Genomic DNA, 18,002 nt, shown 5'->3' with positions numbered 1-18,002 from the left:
CTCAGGGGGTCGGGTCGCCGGAGTGGGGAGGCGCCAGGTACGGGAAGGTCGTGAGGAAGGACTTGTCGTTGGCCGCCACGCCATCACTGAGCCCCGCGGCCGCCGCGGCGAACGTGCCGCCCCCGTCGGGGAGAATGGCGGGACCGCCGTCCGCGAAGGTCGTGAAGAAGGCGCCGCCCACCGCCTTGAGCGCCACGTCCGTCACGTCGTCGGTCAGCAGCCGCCCGTTGGGGAACGTGGAGTCCGTGCCCGTGTTGATGTGGAGCATCTCGCCCGTGGGCTTGCCCTGGGTGTTGCGAGTGAAGATGGTGGCCAGGTCCGTGCGCGGCGCGGGCGGGGCCAGGGGAATGAAGCCCTTGGCCTGGAGGAGCTGCGGCAGCTCCGGGTTGGAGATGATGGCGACGATGGCCGGCGTGGACAGGTCGTTCTGCGGCTTGGAGGCGTTGAAGAAGTCCTTGAACTTCATCGGGACGACCACCTCGTTCACCAGCGGATTGCCCAGGCGGGACACCTGGACCCACGAGCCGCTCGTGTCCACACCGCCATCCGTGCGGCGCGTCGTGACCTTCGGCCGGCTGGACGTGGTCCAGATTCCCAGGTGCGGTGAGCTGAACTCCGTCAGCGGCAGCTCGATGACGAGCGACAGCACGTTGAGCCCCGCCAGGTCATCGCGGTTCGCCTTGCCGTCGTAGTTGAGGAAGTCGAACGTCTTCGAGAGGTTGACGAAGAACGGGTCGTCCCGAGGGCCCGCGAAGATCTTGTACTTGGCCGCGGTGCCCAGCCCCGTCTGGATGGCGCTCTGGGTGATGGGGTCCAGCACGGAGGCCCCGGCGGTCTGCGGATACGCGGGCGTCGTCAGTCGCCCCACGTTGTTGGGGGCCACCGGTGCGTCCCGGACGATGACCTGCTGCGAGCCGCCCACGACCTTGGTGAGCGTGTACGTCTGGTAGCGGAGGATCTCCGGGGCCGTGGCCGTCTTTACGCCCGCGAAGGCGTAGAGGAAGGAGTCCTTGTACGCGTCATACCCCGCCACCACGCCCACGGAGGGCAGGGGGCTGGGACGAATCTGCGTGCGGAAGCGGAACTGGAAGCGCACGTCGGGCGCGCCGTCTCCCGACTGGTCGACCTGGATTTCGTAGAGGACGTTGTCGTCGAACAGGTAGTAGTTGGGGCCGCCGTACGGAACGCCGATGGGGTAGTAGTTGGCGACCAGCACCAGGTTGCCGCCCTGCTTCCAGGCGTACATGTCCGTCCCGTCCGCCGCCGGGTCGTTGCTGATGAGCGGGGCCTCACGATGGCTGGACGCCACCGCGACGCTGGCTGCGAGGAACAGCGGAACCGCGAGGAGACGCCACGCCGGATTGGGAGCTCTCATTCGTTTTCCTGGGAGGGGGAAACCACGAGGGCGGGTGCGGGACGAAGCTGCGGGCTCGTTCGCCAGGGCCCCCTCCGTACCCGGCAGGTTGGGTCCCTGGCTCCTGTCCCAAGGTGCCGAATGGCCTCCAGTGTCCGGTGGGCATCAGCCCTGTGTGTCGCGGTGAGTCAAAAAGCTGGCGGAGGGGGGCTTGGAAAAGCGAGGGGCCCTCCCGTAGAAAGGCAGCCGCATGACGCACTCCCGCATCGTCCGTTCGCTCGCGCTTCCGGTGTTGCTCCTCTCCGCGGCTTGCGGTGACTCCGAGGACTCGATTCCCGTCCGGACCTGCGAGGTGACGCTGACGTACGCGCCCCAGCAGTCACTCCAGGGCGCGGTGTCCGTCACGGGCGAATGGAATGGCTTCTCCGCCACGTCCGCGCGCATGGCGGACCGGGGTGACGGCGTGTTCACCGCGCGCCTGGAAGGACTGGAGCCGCGCGACTACGGCTACCGCTTCGTGGTGGGCAAGCAGGAGCTGTTGGACCCGCAGAACCCGTACTCCCGCTGGGTGCGCACGGAGGAGTACTCGCGCCTGACGGTGCCGGACTGCCGCGAGCCCGTGCTGGAGCTGCGGCGCTTCGTGTCGACGCCAGAAGGCTCGCTCGACGTGGACGTCGCGTACGTCGACGGAACCGACGAGGTGGGGCCAGCCACCGACAAGGTGATGCTGTCCCTCGACGGGGAGGAGAAGCCCGGCACCTTCGACGCGGGAACGGGGCGCTTCCGCTTGCAGGTCCAGGGACTGGCCCAGGGCAAGCACCACGTGAAGGTGGTGGCCGTGGACGCGTCCGGCCGCGCGGCGTCGCCGCTCTACCTGCCGTTCTGGGTGGAGCCCCAGAAGTTCCGGTGGGAGTCGGGGCTGATGTACTTCGCCTTCACGGACCGCTTCCTCAACGCGCGCTCGGAGAACGACGGGGCCGTGGCGGACGTGGACCCCATCGCCAACTACCAGGGCGGCGACTTCGCCGGCATCACCCAGAAGATCGAGGACGGCTACTTCGACGCGCTCGGCGTGCGCACGCTGTGGATCTCCCCGGTGGACCAGAACCCCGAGGGGCGCTTCATCGGCACGGGCGGCAAGTACTACGCCGGCTACCACGGCTACTGGCCCTCCCAGCCGCGCGCGACGCAGCACCGCTTCGGTTCCATCGAGGAGCTGCGCGCCCTCACCGCCGCGGCCCATCGCAAGGGCATCCGCGTCATCGCCGACCTGGTGCTCAACCACGTCCACGAGGAGCACCCGTACTGGGTGAGCCACCGGAACGACGACTGGTTCAACACCTCCGCCAGCTGCGTGTGCGGCACCCAGGACTGTGACTGGGAAGAGAAGCGGCTGACGTGCAAGTTCACCAACTACCTGCCGGACTTCAACTGGCGCTCGTCGAACATGGTGGACCAGTTCATCGACGACACGCTGTGGTGGCTGGAGGCGGCGGACTTCGACGGCTTCCGCATGGACGCCGTGAAGCACATGGACCAGGTGGCGGGCCGCACCCTGCGTGGTCGCCTGCGGGACATCACCGCGATGACGGGCACCGAGTTCTACCTGGTGGGTGAGACCTTCGTCGGCGCGGATGGCCGCTCGCAGATCGCCCGCTACATCAGCCCGCGCGAGCTGGATGGTCAGTTCGACTTCCCCCTGTACTGGCCGGTGCGCGAGGCCTTCGCGGACGGCCAGGGCCTGGAGCGCGTGGACCAGGCGGTGCGGGAGAACGAGGTCTTCTACGCGCCGGGCACCATCAACTCGCCCTTCATCGGCAACCACGACGTGGCGCGCTTCATCTCCCAGGCGGCGAAGCAGCTGGACGGGGAGGGGGGAGACCCCTGGAGCAGCTCGCGCCCCTCGGCCTCGGTGACGGACGCGGCGGCCTTCGAGAAGGCGAAGTTCGCCTTCACCTTCGTGCTGACGCAGCCGGGCGTGCCGCTCGTCTATTACGGGGACGAGGTGGGCCTGCCGGGCGCGGGGGATCCGGACAACCGCCGGCTGATGCGCTTTGGCTCCACGCTCACCCCGCTGGAGGCGGAGCTGCTCGCCGTCGTCCAGAAGCTGGGGCAGACGCGCCTGGCCCATCCCGCGCTCCAGACCGGAGCCCGGCACACGCTGCGGATTGAGAGGGACTTGTACATCTTCCAGCGCTCGCTGCCGGACGGGCAGGGCGCGGTGATCGCCATCAACCGGAGCGACGTGGAGCGCCCGCTGGTGGTGGAGCCCCTGGGAAGCCTCGCGGCGAGCAGCGCCACGTACGAGGACGTCTTCAGTGGGCGGACGCTCCAGCTCGCCGGGACGGAAACCGTGATGGTGGTCCCGCCGCGCAGCGTCGCTGTGTACGTGCCTCGCACCGAGTAGTGCTTCCGCGGGATTGAGGGAAGGGGAGAGGCCGCCCCCTTCCCACCGCGGCCCCGCGAACTACGGCTGCTGCGGAGGGGGCTGCTGCGCCGTCTTGTGCTTGTAGAAGAGCACGAGGGTGTAGCAGTGGAATTCGTTATCGGACGACTGGGCCACCACGCGATCCACGATCTCCAGATCGGAGTTGCTCTTCATCCAACGGGTGACGTTCTCACCCAGCTCCTCGCGCTCCTTCGCCTTGGTGGCGGAGAAGACCTTCACGCCCGTGAACATCGCCAGCCACTCCTTGTGCGGTCCCGACACAGGACAAGGGGGCGTTATCGCACGGGGTGTTCAGAGGTGTCAAAAACCCGGCTTCCTGGAGGGTAGGGCGTTGCTGGCCTCGTGACGGGGGTTTGCACGCGAAAGCGCGTGCTTAGTTTGCCCAAGTCGCACCCGTTTGGGGGCGCTCGAGGCAGGGGGCCACGAGTGGCGGCGTGTTGGGGAAGGGGGCAGGCCCGTGGACGTGAAGACCAAGAAGGATCTGGCGGTTGATTTCATCAACACCATCCGGACGATGGAGCCCACCGCGCTGAATGCGCTCATCGTCAAGGAGGCGGGGGAGGAATTGGCGCAGTTCTTCCTGAACTACAGCGCCAATCTCATCTCCAAGGACCCGTCCCGGGTGCTGGAGAACACGTCCTCGCTGATGCTGATGGGGTACCTCATCCGCACCTACGAGGAGAAGAACACGCAGGCCAAGCAGGGGACCTTCCAGTCCTACGCCTTCGCCTGAGGGACGCAGGGGGGCAGCGCGGGCTCGACAGGCCCAGGGGAGCCTGTTAGGGAGCGGCGCCCATGCTCATCGACCTGCACGCCCATTCCCACCTGTCCAAGGGGTGCGAGTTGGACCCTCGCGCCGTGTTGGAACGGGCCGCGCTGTTCGGCCTGGACGGGGTGGCCTTCACGGAAACCAATACCCAGGACGGCTGTGACGAGCTGTTCGAGATTGGCGCCAAGTCGAAGGTGAAGGTGTTCGTCGGGTTGGAGCTGGTGACGGACCGTGGCCAATATCTGTGCTTCTTCCCGAAGCCGGAGCTTGCCCCCGAGCCCGTGCAGATGTGGGGCAGCAACCGCGAGAAGCCCTGGAGCGCCGCGGAGTGTCTGCCCAAGGTGAAGGCGATGGGTGCCGCCATCATCGCGGCGCGGCCCTTCGACAGGGACTCGCCCAACCCGGCCATGGACTACGTGCGCTCGCTCAACGTGCTGAGCGCGGTGGAGGGCTACAACGCCCGGGTGAAGCAGACCGCCAACGACCTGGCCGTGGAGGCAGCCGAGGCGCTCAAGCTGCCGTGCACCGGTGGCAGCGACGTGCGCGGCTCCCTGGACGAGATGGGCCGGGGCGCCACGTTCTTCAAGCGCCCCGTGGCGACGCAGGCCCAGCTGGTGGCCGAGCTGCTCAAGGGCGAGTTCTGGCCGGTGATGGCCGGGGAGCTGCCCCGCCTCACGCGCCCGGGCGAGGCCCAGGCGGCTCGCAAGCAGGGCGGTGGCGGCGGTGGGAAGCGCCGCCGCGGCGGTGGTGGCGGCGGCGGGCGTCGGTAGTCCGTCGAGCGGTCAAGGCAGGACGGAAGCGCCTGCCTCTTCAGCGCGAGCGAGCCGGCCATCCGTGATGAAGGCCTTGCGGCGGCCTCCCGGATACGTCCACTCCTCGTTCTTCGCGGTGCCCTCCAGCGTGCGCCGCACCAGCTCCGGCGGCCCCCACGCCATGCGCACCGCGTCCGCGGACATGTTGGCCACCAGACGCTTCTCGCGCACGGCATCGCGCACGGGCGGCGCCAGGGCCTCCAGCTGGGACTTGGGATTCTGGGCGGAGAGGTACTTCTCCACCTCCGCGCGGAAGTCGTTGGGCTGCTCCAGGTTGGGCGGGAGCACCAGCACGAGCGGCGGCGCGTCCGGCTTGCCTTCCTCGGCCAGGTAGACCCACGGCCAGGTGCGCGGCGTGTAGAGGACGCGCTCGGCGACGACCCAGGCGGTGGGGAACTCCACCTTGGTGATGCGCAGCTTCGTGCCCACGGGGAGCGTGCGCTCCACGGCGCCGGGGTTGATGGGCTTGCCGTTGCTGTCGTCCAGGAGGCGCACGTCGTCCGGCGCGTAGGGCGTGAGCAGCCGCTTGGAGCCGTCCCCGAAGAAGGGGATGACGTTGCCGGAGACGCGCAGGTACTGCTCCGCGTCCGGCCCCGTGAGGGTGCGCTGGAGCGACGTGCGGGCCTCTGGCGCCATGCGGGTGTAGTTGCCACAGCCGACCGCGAACGCGGCCAGCACGAGGAGGGACAGCGAGGGAAGGGGGCGTCGAGCGAGCATCGGGGCACCTCCGCGACAGGCACGCGCGGGAGCTCCCTGCTTAGCTCAGCGCGATGCCTGCGTCAGCGTCGACGGGGAGGAGGCTTCCCGCTTGCCGCCACGGCAGCCTCGCTGCGACGGACACACCGGCCCCCGTCCAGCCGGGTCCGGCACGAGCAGGAAGCGGCCGAGCCCGCGCGCATCCGTGAGCTCCGGGTGACCGCACAGAGCACATTGGCGGGGAGGACGCTTGGAGGGAGGGAAGGGCACGGGGAGCGAGTGTGCGTCGCTCCCGGACCCCGCGCGAATTTTCCGCCCCTCCGCGTCCGGCTACTTCTTGTCGCCCGACGCCGCGGCCGGCGCGGGGGCGCTGCTCGTCGAGGCCGCGGCGGGCGTCGACGGAGTGGACGAAGTGCTGCTCGAGGAGGTGCTGCTGCTCGACGACGAACCCGAGGAGGAGGACGACGAGGAGCCGTCCTTCTTCGTGGAGCTGTACAGGTCGGAGTACCAGCCGCCGCCCTTGAGGACGAAGCTGGAGCGGCTGAGCATCTTGGTCAGCGGGCCCTCCGCGCCACACGTGGCGCACGTGGCGGGCGGAGGATCCGAGAACTTCTGCAGCACGTCGATGATCTTTCCACAGCTCTGACAGGCGTACTCGTAGATGGGCATGGGTGCGGTGCCTTTTCAGGGAGTTGAGGGAGGGACGCCGGGGTGCAGCTGCTTGCGCAGCCCCTCGGCGAGCCCCAGGCGCTCGATGGCGCGGAAGACCAGCTCGCTGGGCGAGCCATACTTGCGGCCCACGGCATCACTGAGTCCGTGAAGATCCGTGGCGCCGGGGAGTTCATCGCGCAGCAGCCGCTCCAGGTCCTTGCGGAGCGACTCGTTGAACTTGCGCTGGATGCCCAGGTCCGCGAGGTACTTCTCACGGCCCAGCAGATCCAACCGGTGCGTCAGGTGCGAGGTAGCCAGCGCCTCGCGACGGAAGCGCTCGCGCAGGGCCTCCACGTCCTCGGTCAATCCGCACGAGGCCACCAGCCGCTGCAGCTCCGGAGGACTCACGCCCAGCGCCCAGCCGACCCGGCCCGTCGCGCCACGCTGCTGGGTGTAGGCGTCCAGGAGCTGGAGTCGCTCCTTCTCCTTCAGCGCGTCGAGCAGGCCGTGATCGCGCAGCACCGTCTCCAGATCCACCAGGGTCAAATCCCCGCGCGAGCCGTTGAACCGGTGCGACATGTTGCGCAGCAGCGCGAAGCGGTGCTCGGAGCCCTCCAGCAACGCCTCCAGGACTTCCTTGCCCGAGGCCCGTGTCAGCTCCACGAAGGGTGTGCGGGGCGCTTCCACGCGGGTGAAGCGGCCCCGGGGACGGGGCAGGTCGCGGCGCAGGAAGCTCGGCCCCTCATCCAGGGCCGCCAGCTCCTGCTCGGAGGGAGAGGTCGTCTCCTCGTCCACCAGGGTGGAGCGCTTCTTCGGGGCGATGCGCTCCAGGACGGTGGCCTCATCCGCCTTGGCGCCCTTCTTCGCCTTGCCGGAGGATTCTCCAGCGGGCCTGGCGGCGGGCAGGGCGAAGGAGGGGATGGACGGGTCCGCGGCCACGGCGCGGGGAGGCGTCTTCTCCTCCCGCACGTAGGCCAGTTCGCGGGCCACGTCGTAGTAGCCGCAGCTCTGACGCTGGGCGGCAACGGCGGGGGCGGTACCTCGGAGGATGTCCACGACGGCGAAGGGCCCCAGGGGGGTGGTCTCCGGCTCCGCGTCGGTGAGTGCCCGGACCCGGAAGTCGTCGTCCTCGAGCAGCAGGGCGAGCGCTTCACGGACCTCGGGAGCGGGTGCCGGCGACTTCGCGCGCCGGCAGAAATCCGAGACGGCAACCGCCACGGGGGTGGGGACGTCGTCGGGCTGTCGTCTTCTCTGCCAGGGGCTGGTCATGGAAAGGTGCGGAAAAATGCTCGTTTACGAGGGCGGATGCCTCTATCTTCGCGGCCAGACAAGTGTCAATGAGCCAGTCCGCCTCCAATCTAAACAGCCAGCGGCTGTTGCAAGCCAGGATACGGGCCGGCCAAGGGAAGGAGCGATCCTTGACGCCGGCTGCCGGACGTTGCGGGCCGAGGAGGCTGGGGGTATCAGAGGCCCCGCTTCCGGAGACCAACAGAGGTCGCTGACAGTTTACTTCGAAGAGGACCGGAGCTGGGGGGGAAGGGCGGGGCGCGCGCGGTTCCGGGGCGCGGTTACACAAGGATGAGAGGGCCAACGCAGGGTCGGCCCCCTACCGAGGGATTTCATGCAGGGCCACGACCACGACCACGACGACATCAAGGACAAGGACGAGGTGCTCGCCCGCTACATGGCCCAGCATGGCCTGAAGAGCACGCGGCAGCGCAGCCTCATCATCGACACCTTCTTCGCCGTTGGCGGCCACCTGTCGGTGGAAGAGCTGTGGAACAAGGTGCGGTCCCAGGACGCGAAGGTCTCCGTCGCGACGGTGTACCGGACCATGAAGCTGCTCAACGAGTGCGGCCTGGCCCACGCCCGCAACTTCGGCGACGGCCAGACGCGCTACGAGGCCGCGGCGGGACGCGACCACCACGACCACCTCATCTGTACCCGGTGCGGCACGATCATCGAGTTCGAGAATGATCGCATCGAGACGCTCCAGGACGCGGTGGCCAGGAAGCACGGCTTCGCGGTGACGTCGCACAAGATGGAGCTGTACGGCCTGTGTCGGGACTGTCAGCGCGGGGCCCCCCTGCCCACGGAAGCGTGAGATGAGCGCCGCCGCGCGAGCCCTGGCCTGCATCGCCCTGCTGCTGTCACTGACGGGGTGTCGCGGCTCGCGGCCGGTGGATGCCGGACCGGCCTTCCTCCAGTCGCTGGCCCTGCCGTCGGTGGGCCCCACCCGCCACGACGTGCGCAAGCTGCAGGGCAAGGTCGTCCTGGTCTCCTTCTTCGCGACCTGGTGCTTCCCGTGCCTGGCGGAGATGCCGACGTTGGAGGCGCTCCAGCGCGACTATGGCGCGCAGGGACTGCAGGTCGTGTCGGTGGGGATGGACCTGGAAGGCACGAAGGTGCTCCAGCCCTTCGCCGAGCACTACGCGCCCCGCTACCCGGTGCTGGTGGCCTCGGAGTGGATGATCGAGGGCCGCAGCCCGTTTGGCCCCATCAAGGGGCTGCCCACCACCGTCCTGCTGGACCGGCGTGGCCGCGCGGTGGCTGGCTGGCAGGGCGTGGAAGGCCACGGAGACGTGGCGAAGGCGATTGAAAAGCTGCTGAAGCAGGACTGAGCGCGCAAAGTCGACGGGTGCTACAGGTCTGGAGCGGATTTCTTGCGGGGGCGAGGCTCGCTGGTACCGTCGACGGCGTTCATGACGGCTCGCGGAAAGCTCCTGGTGGTGGCGGTGGGTGTGGCGGGGGCCTTGAGCCTGCTGTCAGTGGCGGATGCCAAGGGCTTCCGCCGTTACCTCTCCTTGAAACAGGACGTGGGTGCGCTCCAGCAGCGCAACACCTCCCTGTCCGAGCAGAACGAGGCGCTGCGCCAGGAGATCGCCGCCCTGCGCAAGGACCCCGCCGCGCTGGAGCGGGCCGTCCGTGAAGAGCTCGGCTACGTGAAGCCGGGCGAGCTCGTCTTTCATCTGGAGTCACCATGACGTCGCTGAGCGCGTTTCCGTCGCCCGGAAGGTTGCTGCGTCATGTCGTGCGGCTGCTTCCCACCGTGGCGGGGCTGTCCACGTTCCTCCACCTGGCGCGCGGCGGCTTCCGAGGCCTGCACACGCTGGGCTGGACGGAGGCCGGGCTGGTGCTGTTCCTGCTGGTGGGCATCGCCGTGGCGGCGTGGCGCCGGGCCATGCGCGGCTCGGTGGGCGCGGTCATCGACCTGCGTGATGACCTGGAGCTGGGCGGCGGGCTGGTCGCCGCGGGCTTCATCGTCGTGGCCATTGGCGGCGGGGAGCTGTTCCCCATCGTCTATCTCTTGATGGCGTTCCTGGTCGCCTTCCTGCCTCGCAACGCGGGGCTGACGCTGCTGGGCGTGGCGCTGGTGTTCGACGCGCTGGTGACGCTGGGCGGCCCGGTGCCCAACGCGGCCAGCTTCGCGACGCACTCGGCGTTCCTCGTGCTCTTCGCCGGCCTGTACCACCTGGTGCTGGCCTCGCGCATCGCCGTGGCCCGCCGCGCGGAGAACGACGCGGTGCAGAAGCGCATCCGCGAGGTGGAGGAGCGCGCGCGCACCTTCCGCCTGGTGAGCTCCGGCACGGCGGACAGCTTCAGCGGCATGAGCTCCGACGAGAAGTGGCTCGTCGCCTCGGTGAAGGAGATTGAAGGCGCGGTGCACGCGGCGCTGGAGATCGCCGAGACGGGCCTGCGCACCCACACCTGCGCGGCCTTCCTCCTGGCCTCCGATGACCGCAGCCTCAAGCTCTACGACTGCCGCTCCGGCTCCGAGCGTGTGCAGCGCGAGCGCTTCGGTGCTGGCGAAGGCATCATCGGCGGCGTGCTCAAGCGCCGCGCGCCGGTGCGGATGAACTCCGCCCAGGGCCTCAAGGGCGTGACGTACTACGAGGGCAGCGGCCCCAATGTGCAGGCCCTGCTGGCGGTGCCCATCATCGAGGGCAGCGGCCTGGTGCGCGGCGTGCTCGTGGCGGACCGCCTGAGCCATGAGCCGTTCAGCGACCAGGACGAGAAGCTCCTGAGCACCATCGCCGGCGAGGTGCTGCGCTCCATCGAGGTCGAGCGGGTGATGAGCTACATCCGCAAGACGCGCGACGAGAAGGACCGGTTCTTCAAGGCCATCGAGGAGCTGAACCGCGCGGGCAGCCCGGAGCAGGTCTTCGTGGCGGTGCTGGAGAGCACCCGGCAGTTGGCGAGCCTGGACTTCTGCGCGGTGACGCTGGTGTCGGAAGTGGACGGCAAGCGGATGCACCGCGTGGCGCGGATGACCGGCGTGACGGCGCATGGCAAGGCGCTGGAGGGGCGCTCCTTCGCGGACAACAACGGGCTGGTCGCCAACGTGGTGCGCTACGGCGCGCCGCTGCCGGGACGAGACCTCAAGGCCATGGACAGGCAGGTCATCTTCGACGACGAGACGCAGATTCGCGGCCTGGGCGCGCTGAAGATCTTCCCGCTGGTGGCGGGGGACCGCATCCTGGGCACGCTGGTGGCGGGCTCGCGCAAGAAGGCGAACTTCGAGCAGGACGTGCTGCGGATGATCGAGGTCATCGCCATTCAAGCCGCGCAGGCCGTGCTCCGCGCGCAGCTCTACGAGCAGATGGAGCGGATGGCGACGACGGACGGCCTCACGGGCCTGTTCAACCACCGCACCTTCCAGGCGAAGGCGGACGAGATTCTCGCGCAGGCGCGGCGCTACCAGCGCAAGTGCTCCGTCGTCCTCACGGACGTGGACCACTTCAAGAGCGTCAACGACACCTATGGCCACCCGACGGGCGACCAGGTGCTCAAGGGCGTGGCGCGCATCATCAAGTCCATGGCGCGCGACACGGACGTGGTGGCGCGCTACGGCGGCGAGGAGTTCGTCATCATCATGCCGGAGACGGACGCGAAGGGTGCGTTCACCATCTCCGAGCGGATTCGCGAAGCGGTGAAGGCGGAGGTCTTCCAGACGGAGATGGGGCCGCTGCGCATCACCATGTCGCTGGGCATCGCCACCTTCCCCGACCACGGGATGGAGAAGCAGCAGCTCATCGACCTGGCGGACCAGTGCCTCTACCACTCCAAGCGCAACGGCCGGAACCAGTCCGTCACCGTGGCGCAGATGCAGGGTGGCCGGAAGCTCCAGGCCGTGGAGGCCTCGTAGTCTCCCGGCTCGGAGAGCCCCTGTCTTCGGGACTCCCCGAGCCGAGTGGAACCCGACGGGTCCGACGGCCTAGAGCGACTGGAGGAACCTCACCAGCGCGGCGCGGTCCGAGGCGTTCATCGCGACGAAGGCGTTCTTCGAGGCGTTGCCCTCGCCTCCGTGCCAGAGGATGGCCTCGGTGAGGCTGCGCGCGCGACCGTCATGCAGGTACGCCTCGCCGCCGCTGACGCCCGCCGTCAGGCCGATGCCCCACAAGGGAGGCGTGCGCCACTCGGAGCCGGAGGCGATTCCTTCGGGCAGGTTGTCGGCCAGGCCCGTGCCCATGTCGTGCAGGAGCAGGTCGGTGTACGGGCGGATGGTCTGCCCGCGCAGCTCCGCGTTCGGGTGCCAGGCGCTGGTGGTGAGCGAAGCCGCGTGGCACTTCGCGCAGCCCGCGTTCGCGAAGAGCGTCTCTCCGCGCAGCGCCGTGGCATCGCGCAAGTCGCGCCGCGCGGGCACGCCGAGCAGCGCCACGTAGCGCACCATCTTGTCCAGGTCCGCGTTGTTCAGCTCCTGGCTTGCGCCCGCGCACCCCTGCTGCGACGGACCGCAGTCACCCGTGGGGAACACGGCGTTGGTGACGCCGATATCCCGGTTGAGGGCCTCGGCCACCTGGTGCTTCAGCCGGGCGATGCCGGCCTTCCACCCGAAGCGGCCCAGCCGCGTCTGGCCCGTCTCCGGGTCGACGACGGCCTGCATGCGGCCGGAGATGCCGTCCCCGTTGCTGTCATTCGGGTCGGCGAGCCCCGCGACGGCCGTCTCCGGAACGGCCTCCAACAAGCCCAACCCCACGAGCTGCGGCGTGATTCGCGCCGAGTGGTTCGTGGGGATGACGTTGAGGAAGCTGTAGTTGGGCCTGCGCAGCTCGTAGCCCGAGCCATCCGCGAACTGACCGGTGCTCGTCGTCCAACTGGCGATGCGCACGTCCGCCTCGGGCGTGCCGCTGGTGCTGCGCGGCTGGAGGCGGAAGCCCAGGAACGGGTCCGCCGTCACCGTGGAGCCATTCACCCGGCCCACCTTGACGACGTAGTTGCCCAGGGTGGTGTTGACCGCGGGCGGGAGGCCTCGGCCGTTCTGCACGTGGCAGGAGATGCACGAGCGGGAGATGTAGTGGGGCCCCAGCTTGTTCACCTGCGACGACATGACGGGGTTGCCTGGCTCCGAGTGGCTGCCATCGCTGAAGTCGGTGTGGTGCAGGCGGCGGCCCTCGACGAAGGGCTGCGCGTTCACCGGCGCCATGTTCAGCGCCATCTGCAGGAACCGGTTCCTCGGCTCGTTGGAGTAGGGGTAGTTCAGCGTCGTGCGCCCCCCTGACCAGCCCGCCGCGGGCAGGGCGAAGGAGTCGAGGATGGCGCCCTGGCCCTCGAACGGGACGATTCCCGCGCTGCCCACGAGGTAGAGCAGGGCGCGGCCGTAGTAGTTGAACCGACCTTCCACCGGTTGCCGAAGGAAGACGCCAGCCTCGATTTCCATGCGGTCTCCCACGCGGATGGCCCGGCCCTCCTTGGCGTTGAAGTTCACGCTCGCGGTGTAGAGGAAGTCGTTCACCCGCTCGAAGGTGCCGTTGTGGAAGTACTCCGCCACGGTGTTGAGGCCGCGGAAGAAGGCGCGGAAGTTCGTGCCGTCGTGCGGATACACCGTGTGCAGGTTCACCTTGATTTGACTGCCGCCCTTGGCCACCTCGTCGATGATTTCGAGCCAGAAGGTGCGGTTCTCGAAGTAGCGCGCCAGGTAGTGGTCATAGGCCTGGTACTGAGACTCGCGCGCGTGCCTGTCGCGGACGCGGTCTCCCACGCGGGTGATGAGCGCGGTCGACGTGTCCTGTGTCGTCGCGGGTTCCAGCGCGGTACCGCTGTTGAAGAGGGGAATGATGTTCCCCACGTCGGGCGGGGGCCCGGCGTCGGGGGTGCCCGTACCGGCATCCGGAGTCCCGGTGCCCGCATCGGGTTGCGAGGTGCCCGAGTGCGTGTAGCGTGCCCACGCCGTGTCAAAGGCGCAGTTACAGGCCACGTCCCAATACGTGAACGAGTAGTCGACGAAGTCACCGGTGTTGAGACCGCTCACCGTGAACTCGTTGCGGCCGTTGGTGACGGCCATCCTCACGTTGAGCTGCAAACCGTTGTTCACCTTGTAGTGGATGTCTGCCCACGACGTGGTGTCGATGAAGAAGATGGCGGACGAGCCAGACGGCTGAGCGCCAGAGGTGGCGGCGCTCGCGGAACTGGCCGCGCATGCCGCCATCAACAATGCCACGGCCACTCCTGTTGCTCTCTTACTCATGCGTGTTCTCCAGGGGGATCCTCCGCATGGTGGCTTCGGCTTTCTCCACCATCCGAAGGAAGTTGAGTGTTAGGCCGAGAAGCCAAGAATTCCTATGATGTTCGGAAAATTTATCTACTAGGGTTATTTTCCGGACATCCCCGACAGCTCGGACTTGCGTCCTGATGCGTTGCGTTGAGGGGCGACTGGGGCAGGATGCGCGCCGCTCATGCCCCCCGTACCCCTGGCGGTGACGACCAGCACCAAGGTGGATGCCGCGCAGCTCCAGGAGGCGAGAGCCGTCGCGGCGCGGTGGGGGCTGCCGTTCCTTCCGCGTCGTTCGAAGGAGGGCATCGCCCCCTGGCTTGGGACGAAGGTGGAGGCGCTGCTGGTGGTGGGCGGAGATGGGGTGACGCTGTGGGAGCCGGAGGGTTCCTTCGGGTTCCATGCGGGCATGGCGCACCTGCGCCTCATGCGCCTGCGCGCGGGGGAGCCCGACACGTTCGTCCGAGTGGCGGAGCTCGGGGCTGGAGACTCGGTGCTGGATTGCACGCTGGGCCTTGCGCAGGACGCGCTGGTGGCCTCGCTGGCGGTGGGCCCCTCCGGACGCGTCGTCGGACTGGAGAAGAGCCTCGCGCTGTGCGCCGTGGCAGGGGAGGGGCTGCGTCGCTACGAGCGGGGGGCCGACGCGTGCGCCGTCGAGGTGGTCCATGCGGACGCGCGCGAGTACCTCAGGACGCTGCCGTCCGCGTCTTTCGACGTGGTGTTCTTCGACCCGATGTTCGCGAAGCCGAAGAAGGCACAGCCTGCCTTCGAGGTGCTGCGCCGCTTCGCGGAGCATGCGCCCCTCACGGCGGAGACACTCGAAGAAGCCAGGCGCGTGGCACGCCGGTGGGTGGTGGTGAAGGGCGCGCGCTACACGGATGACCTGCGCAAGCTCGGGCTCTCACCGGAGCCGCTCTCCCGCTTCTCCGACGTCGCCTGGGGGCGTGTCGCCGCCCACGTCCCGGCGAAGTCGTCCTCGTGAATCGCGACGGTGCACATCGCGGTGACTGGGATGGGCTGGAACCGTCGGTGGGACAGGGGCGTCTGCAGGGAGCACCTTCTTTCCCCCGGACTCCTCAGTGATGCGTCATCGCTGGCTGTTCGCAATGAGCCTCCTGGCCATCGCCGCGCCTGGCCCGCAGTCACCGGAGCCCAGGGCCTTGGCCGCCGTGACGAACGCACGTGCCTGGATGCCCGGCATCGAGCGGGCCTACAACCTCTTCTATTACGACGAGCGAGGGGCCCGCGGTCCGGGGGAGGATATCGCGCGACCGGCTCGGATCAGCTCCCTGCAGGGTGAGCTGCGCGTCGCGGTGGTGGGCCTTCGGGAAGGGGAAGTCGACCTGCGGGCCTCGGTCCGCGCGCAGGCGTACTTCGAGTCGAGTCGTGGATCGGGTCTGCATCCCGAGTCCTTCATCACGCAACTTCAGGCCACCGTCTACGTGCTGCTCGATGCGCGAGGCGCGGCGCTCGTGACGTACTTCGAGCCCGGGTTGGAGCCCTGGAAGCGGGACATCCTGCGCTCGATTGTCGCGGCCTCACAGTTCGTGAGGCCAGAGGTCATCGGAGAGACCTGGCGGACGCAGGAGCTGGATGTCACCGGGGTGTATGCGGCCCGCTATCAGCACCATCCCAGTGTTCACCCGTATCGCAAGTACCAACGGACGAAGGAGTACTACCTCCGACTCTCCAGGCCGGACGGACTGCATCCCCTCGCGGCCTCCGTGCAGGTCTCCCTGAACGCCCGGACCGACTTCTACCTGGGTGAGGACACCTGGCCCGAGCTGGTCGAGGCGCGTGAGTACCGGGCGATGACGTCGACCGTGGGGGAGGTGCCGCCCTCCGCACAGAAGCACTCGATGACCTTGTCGCGAGTGTCGTCGCGTCGCGCTCCCGAGCTCATCGGCTCGCTGGAGCTTCAACGTCCCCGCCTGGACGCCGTGCCCCTGTCCACCCGGGTGCTTGTCCCGGGTGGATGACACCGGGGCACGCGGGCGGAATCAGGAGTCAGCGCCACGCGAGTGCCCCTTCCCTGGCGCGGACCAAGGAAGGGGAGGGCGCCGTCAGTCCTTCCCGGCACCCTTGGGTGGACCCTCGCCACCCATGGGGGACAGTCGCGCGGACAGCGCGCCGGCCTGCTCATGCGGCATCTGATCTCGCGGTGAGCGGTAGTACTGCATGGGCGAGTGGTGCAGGAAGTTGGAGACGCGGCTCGTGTAGAGGCACGCGTACTGCTCCACCTGGTAGCCGAAGCGGCTGTTCTCGTTGCCCTCCTTGAACAGCAGGCCCCAGTACGGGTTGAAGCCCTCCTCGACGTCTTCCTCCAGCGTGTCCGCGATGCCCGTCGCGTCCTTCAGCGCGCGACGCATCTTGTCCAGCTCCGACTTCAGCTGACGGCGCTGCTCCTCCACGGACTCGCGCTCGGAGGGCGTCAGCGGCTCGCGCTCCAGCCGCCGCTCCAGCAGGTTCAGCAGCGTCTTGTGGTGGTTGACCTCGTCATCCAGGCGCTCGCGGAGGATCTCCATCTGGGTGAGGGTGCCAATCTCCTCGCGCCGCGTGGCGGTGTAGGTGATCTCATCCTCGATCTCCTGCACCACCATGCACGTGCGCCACAGCGACGACTTCTTCGACTTCAGGATGTCGCCGTAGATGTGGTCGCCGACGTACAGGATGTTCTCACCCCGGTAGCCCGTGAGCTCCTCGAAGCGCGCCAGGTTGCCGCCCGAGTACGCCTTCCCCCGGTCCAACGACGTGGCCTCGCCCACGGGGCGGCCTTCCTCCGTCGACGTGTCCAGCTCCAGGAACGGCCGCGCGTCCGTGAAGAAGCCCGGCTTGCCCGCGGCCGTCACGACCACGTCGAAGTAGTTCCGCCAGCTCGGGTACTCCGGCAGCTGCCCGTCCAGCAGGTACTTCATCACCGCGTCCGTGTAGTCCCACGCGGAGTTCGTAAGGAGGAACAGCCGCTTGCCGCCCGAGCGCAGCTTGTGCAACGCGGGCCCCAGCTCCGGGTCCAGGAACACGTACCGGCCCAGGTCCTTGCGAACCTCGCGCTTGAGCGAGTTGTCCCGGTGCACCGCGTCGATGGCCTCGCGGATGTCGTCGTAGAGCTTGCCGTAGTCCACGCTCTGGCCCAGCGACTCCAGCAGTTCGATGATGCCCGCGAACAGGCACGTCTCCGGCAGCGCGAACAGCGTGTCGTTCCAGGCGAACTGGGGGTTGCGCAGCCGCACGCGCTTGTTGCGGTACAGCTCTCGCGACACCTCCGGCTTCAGCGGACGCAGCCCGTGGTACGCGCGGCCCACGTGGCCGAACCGGTCCATCTTGAGGATGTTCCCGTTCAGGCGATCCACCGCGAGCCCACGCATCACGAAGTGGTGGTCGTAGAGCAGGTGCCCCACCAGCGGAGGGTAGTGGTACTCGCTGATGAGCTTGGCCAGCGTCATGTCGAACGACAGCTGCTCCAGCCGGCGCATGTGGTAGATGGCCAGCGTGTAGTCCATGTCGAAGCCGATGAGCTCCAGGCCAGACATGCGCAGGTTGCGGTTGACGAAGACCTCCCGCGCCCTTGGAACGGTGTCCCGGGGGGCTCGCGGAGTGGAGAGCAGCCGCGCCAGCGTCTCATCCTCGAGGAGCTGCTGGGCGTGCTGAGCCGCCGCCTCCGAGCGCGCGCGGTTGAGAGGTGAACGGAAGCTCCCGTGAAGCGGGTCCGGGGAGGGCCCGCCCGGGATGGGACGGAAGGGGGACAGGGTTGGAGCCACGGGACGTCCACACATAACACGCGT

The 18,002-nt window shown here is 68.4% G+C and carries 16 protein-coding genes; 9 read left to right on the top strand and 7 right to left on the bottom strand.

Translation table 11 applies throughout. The features are described 5' to 3' along the window. Position 1: 1 nt before the first annotated feature. On the bottom strand, positions 2 to 1,375 hold the full coding sequence (locus HUA75_RS33925; RefSeq protein WP_174488738.1) for a DUF4331 domain-containing protein: 1,374 nt from the start codon (positions 1,373 to 1,375) through the stop codon (positions 2 to 4). A 229-nt stretch (positions 1,376 to 1,604) separates the two neighbouring features. Between HUA75_RS33925 and HUA75_RS33920 the strand changes: the two genes are divergently transcribed. Then, positions 1,605 to 3,761, top strand: a complete 2,157-nt coding sequence (locus tag HUA75_RS33920) for an alpha-amylase family glycosyl hydrolase (protein WP_174488737.1) — start codon at positions 1,605 to 1,607, stop codon at positions 3,759 to 3,761. A 60-nt stretch (positions 3,762 to 3,821) separates the two neighbouring features. On the opposite strand, the gene HUA75_RS33915 is transcribed toward HUA75_RS33920, so the two are convergent. Next, complete coding sequence (locus HUA75_RS33915) at positions 3,822 to 4,034, bottom strand: hypothetical protein (RefSeq protein WP_141648720.1); 213 nt, start codon at positions 4,032 to 4,034, stop codon at positions 3,822 to 3,824. Positions 4,035 to 4,260: 226 nt separating this feature from the next. Here HUA75_RS33915 and HUA75_RS33910 point away from each other — a divergent pair, with 226 nt between their 5' ends. After that, the gene (locus tag HUA75_RS33910; RefSeq protein ID WP_046713894.1) at positions 4,261 to 4,536 is read left to right on the top strand and encodes a hypothetical protein; all 276 of its coding nucleotides are present in this window, start codon (positions 4,261 to 4,263) and stop codon (positions 4,534 to 4,536) included. A gap of 62 nt (positions 4,537 to 4,598) precedes the next feature. Beyond that, entirely contained in the window at positions 4,599 to 5,342 is a 744-nt protein-coding gene (locus tag HUA75_RS33905) for a PHP domain-containing protein (protein ID WP_174488736.1), read from the top strand. A 12-nt stretch (positions 5,343 to 5,354) separates the two neighbouring features. On the opposite strand, the gene HUA75_RS33900 is transcribed toward HUA75_RS33905, so the two are convergent. From HUA75_RS33900 to HUA75_RS33890, 3 genes are all read right to left on the bottom strand, one after another. Continuing rightward, a complete protein-coding gene (locus tag HUA75_RS33900; RefSeq protein ID WP_174467731.1) occupies positions 5,355 to 6,101 on the bottom strand; it encodes a hypothetical protein in 747 nt (248 codons plus the stop codon). A gap of 309 nt (positions 6,102 to 6,410) precedes the next feature. Beyond that, a complete protein-coding gene (locus HUA75_RS33895) occupies positions 6,411 to 6,749 on the bottom strand; it encodes an FmdB family zinc ribbon protein (RefSeq protein ID WP_141648716.1) in 339 nt (112 codons plus the stop codon). 15 nt (positions 6,750 to 6,764) lie between these two features. Then, positions 6,765 to 8,000 carry a hypothetical protein gene (locus tag HUA75_RS33890; RefSeq protein WP_141648715.1) on the bottom strand — a complete coding sequence of 412 codons (1,236 nt, stop codon included), beginning with the start codon at positions 7,998 to 8,000 and terminating at the stop codon, positions 6,765 to 6,767. A 352-nt stretch (positions 8,001 to 8,352) separates the two neighbouring features. Between HUA75_RS33890 and HUA75_RS33885 the strand changes: the two genes are divergently transcribed. The 4 genes from HUA75_RS33885 (at position 8,353) to HUA75_RS33870 (ending at position 11,877) form a co-directional block, all read left to right on the top strand. Then, positions 8,353 to 8,835: a Fur family transcriptional regulator gene (locus HUA75_RS33885; protein ID WP_174455471.1), complete on the top strand. Its 483-nt coding sequence runs from the start codon at positions 8,353 to 8,355 to the stop codon at positions 8,833 to 8,835. A 1-nt stretch (position 8,836) separates the two neighbouring features. Next, entirely contained in the window at positions 8,837 to 9,352 is a 516-nt protein-coding gene (locus HUA75_RS33880) for a TlpA disulfide reductase family protein (RefSeq protein WP_174488735.1), read from the top strand. Positions 9,353 to 9,433: 81 nt separating this feature from the next. Further along, positions 9,434 to 9,715: a septum formation initiator family protein gene (locus HUA75_RS33875; protein ID WP_141648665.1), complete on the top strand. Its 282-nt coding sequence runs from the start codon at positions 9,434 to 9,436 to the stop codon at positions 9,713 to 9,715. After that, a complete protein-coding gene (locus tag HUA75_RS33870) occupies positions 9,712 to 11,877 on the top strand; it encodes a diguanylate cyclase (RefSeq protein WP_174462204.1) in 2,166 nt (721 codons plus the stop codon). The genes HUA75_RS33875 and HUA75_RS33870 overlap by 4 nt, the downstream gene beginning before the upstream one ends. 69 nt (positions 11,878 to 11,946) lie before the next feature. Here HUA75_RS33870 and HUA75_RS33865 read toward each other — a convergent pair whose 3' ends face one another. Next, a complete protein-coding gene (locus HUA75_RS33865; RefSeq protein ID WP_174462205.1) occupies positions 11,947 to 14,196 on the bottom strand; it encodes a di-heme oxidoredictase family protein in 2,250 nt (749 codons plus the stop codon). Between the two features lie 208 nt (positions 14,197 to 14,404). Here HUA75_RS33865 and HUA75_RS33860 point away from each other — a divergent pair, with 208 nt between their 5' ends. Together HUA75_RS33860 and HUA75_RS33855 are read left to right on the top strand one after the other, a co-directional pair. After that, complete coding sequence (locus tag HUA75_RS33860; RefSeq protein ID WP_174488734.1) at positions 14,405 to 15,202, top strand: class I SAM-dependent methyltransferase; 798 nt, start codon at positions 14,405 to 14,407, stop codon at positions 15,200 to 15,202. A gap of 178 nt (positions 15,203 to 15,380) precedes the next feature. Next, complete coding sequence (locus HUA75_RS33855) at positions 15,381 to 16,199, top strand: hypothetical protein (protein ID WP_174488733.1); 819 nt, start codon at positions 15,381 to 15,383, stop codon at positions 16,197 to 16,199. An 84-nt stretch (positions 16,200 to 16,283) separates the two neighbouring features. Here the strand turns inward: HUA75_RS33855 and HUA75_RS33850 are convergent, their stop codons facing one another. After that, positions 16,284 to 17,993 carry an HAD-IG family 5'-nucleotidase gene (locus tag HUA75_RS33850; RefSeq protein ID WP_141648660.1) on the bottom strand — a complete coding sequence of 570 codons (1,710 nt, stop codon included), beginning with the start codon at positions 17,991 to 17,993 and terminating at the stop codon, positions 16,284 to 16,286. Positions 17,994 to 18,002: the final 9 nt, after the last annotated feature.

The sequence above is a fragment of the Myxococcus sp. CA040A genome (assembly GCF_013336725.1).
In the GTDB taxonomy this organism is placed as follows: Bacteria; Myxococcota; Myxococcia; order Myxococcales; family Myxococcaceae; genus Myxococcus; species Myxococcus llanfairpwllgwyngyllgogerychwyrndrobwllllantysiliogogogochensis.
This window is presented reverse-complemented; position numbering and strand designations above follow the sequence as displayed.

Coding starts and splice junctions, on each gene's coding strand:
- HUA75_RS33925 (WP_174488738.1), bottom strand. CDS start 1,375: ATGAGAGCTCCCAATCCGGCGTGGCGTCTCCTCGCGGTTCCGCTGTTC.
- HUA75_RS33920 (WP_174488737.1), top strand. CDS start 1,605: ATGACGCACTCCCGCATCGTCCGTTCGCTCGCGCTTCCGGTGTTGCTC.
- HUA75_RS33915 (WP_141648720.1), bottom strand. CDS start 4,034: ATGTTCACGGGCGTGAAGGTCTTCTCCGCCACCAAGGCGAAGGAGCGC.
- HUA75_RS33905 (WP_174488736.1), top strand. CDS start 4,599: ATGCTCATCGACCTGCACGCCCATTCCCACCTGTCCAAGGGGTGCGAG.
- HUA75_RS33900 (WP_174467731.1), bottom strand. CDS start 6,101: ATGCTCGCTCGACGCCCCCTTCCCTCGCTGTCCCTCCTCGTGCTGGCC.
- HUA75_RS33895 (WP_141648716.1), bottom strand. CDS start 6,749: ATGCCCATCTACGAGTACGCCTGTCAGAGCTGTGGAAAGATCATCGAC.
- HUA75_RS33890 (WP_141648715.1), bottom strand. CDS start 8,000: ATGACCAGCCCCTGGCAGAGAAGACGACAGCCCGACGACGTCCCCACC.
- HUA75_RS33885 (WP_174455471.1), top strand. CDS start 8,353: ATGCAGGGCCACGACCACGACCACGACGACATCAAGGACAAGGACGAG.
- HUA75_RS33880 (WP_174488735.1), top strand. CDS start 8,837: ATGAGCGCCGCCGCGCGAGCCCTGGCCTGCATCGCCCTGCTGCTGTCA.
- HUA75_RS33875 (WP_141648665.1), top strand. CDS start 9,434: ATGACGGCTCGCGGAAAGCTCCTGGTGGTGGCGGTGGGTGTGGCGGGG.
- HUA75_RS33870 (WP_174462204.1), top strand. CDS start 9,712: ATGACGTCGCTGAGCGCGTTTCCGTCGCCCGGAAGGTTGCTGCGTCAT.
- HUA75_RS33865 (WP_174462205.1), bottom strand. CDS start 14,196: ATGAGTAAGAGAGCAACAGGAGTGGCCGTGGCATTGTTGATGGCGGCA.
- HUA75_RS33860 (WP_174488734.1), top strand. CDS start 14,405: ATGCCCCCCGTACCCCTGGCGGTGACGACCAGCACCAAGGTGGATGCC.
- HUA75_RS33850 (WP_141648660.1), bottom strand. CDS start 17,993: ATGTGTGGACGTCCCGTGGCTCCAACCCTGTCCCCCTTCCGTCCCATC.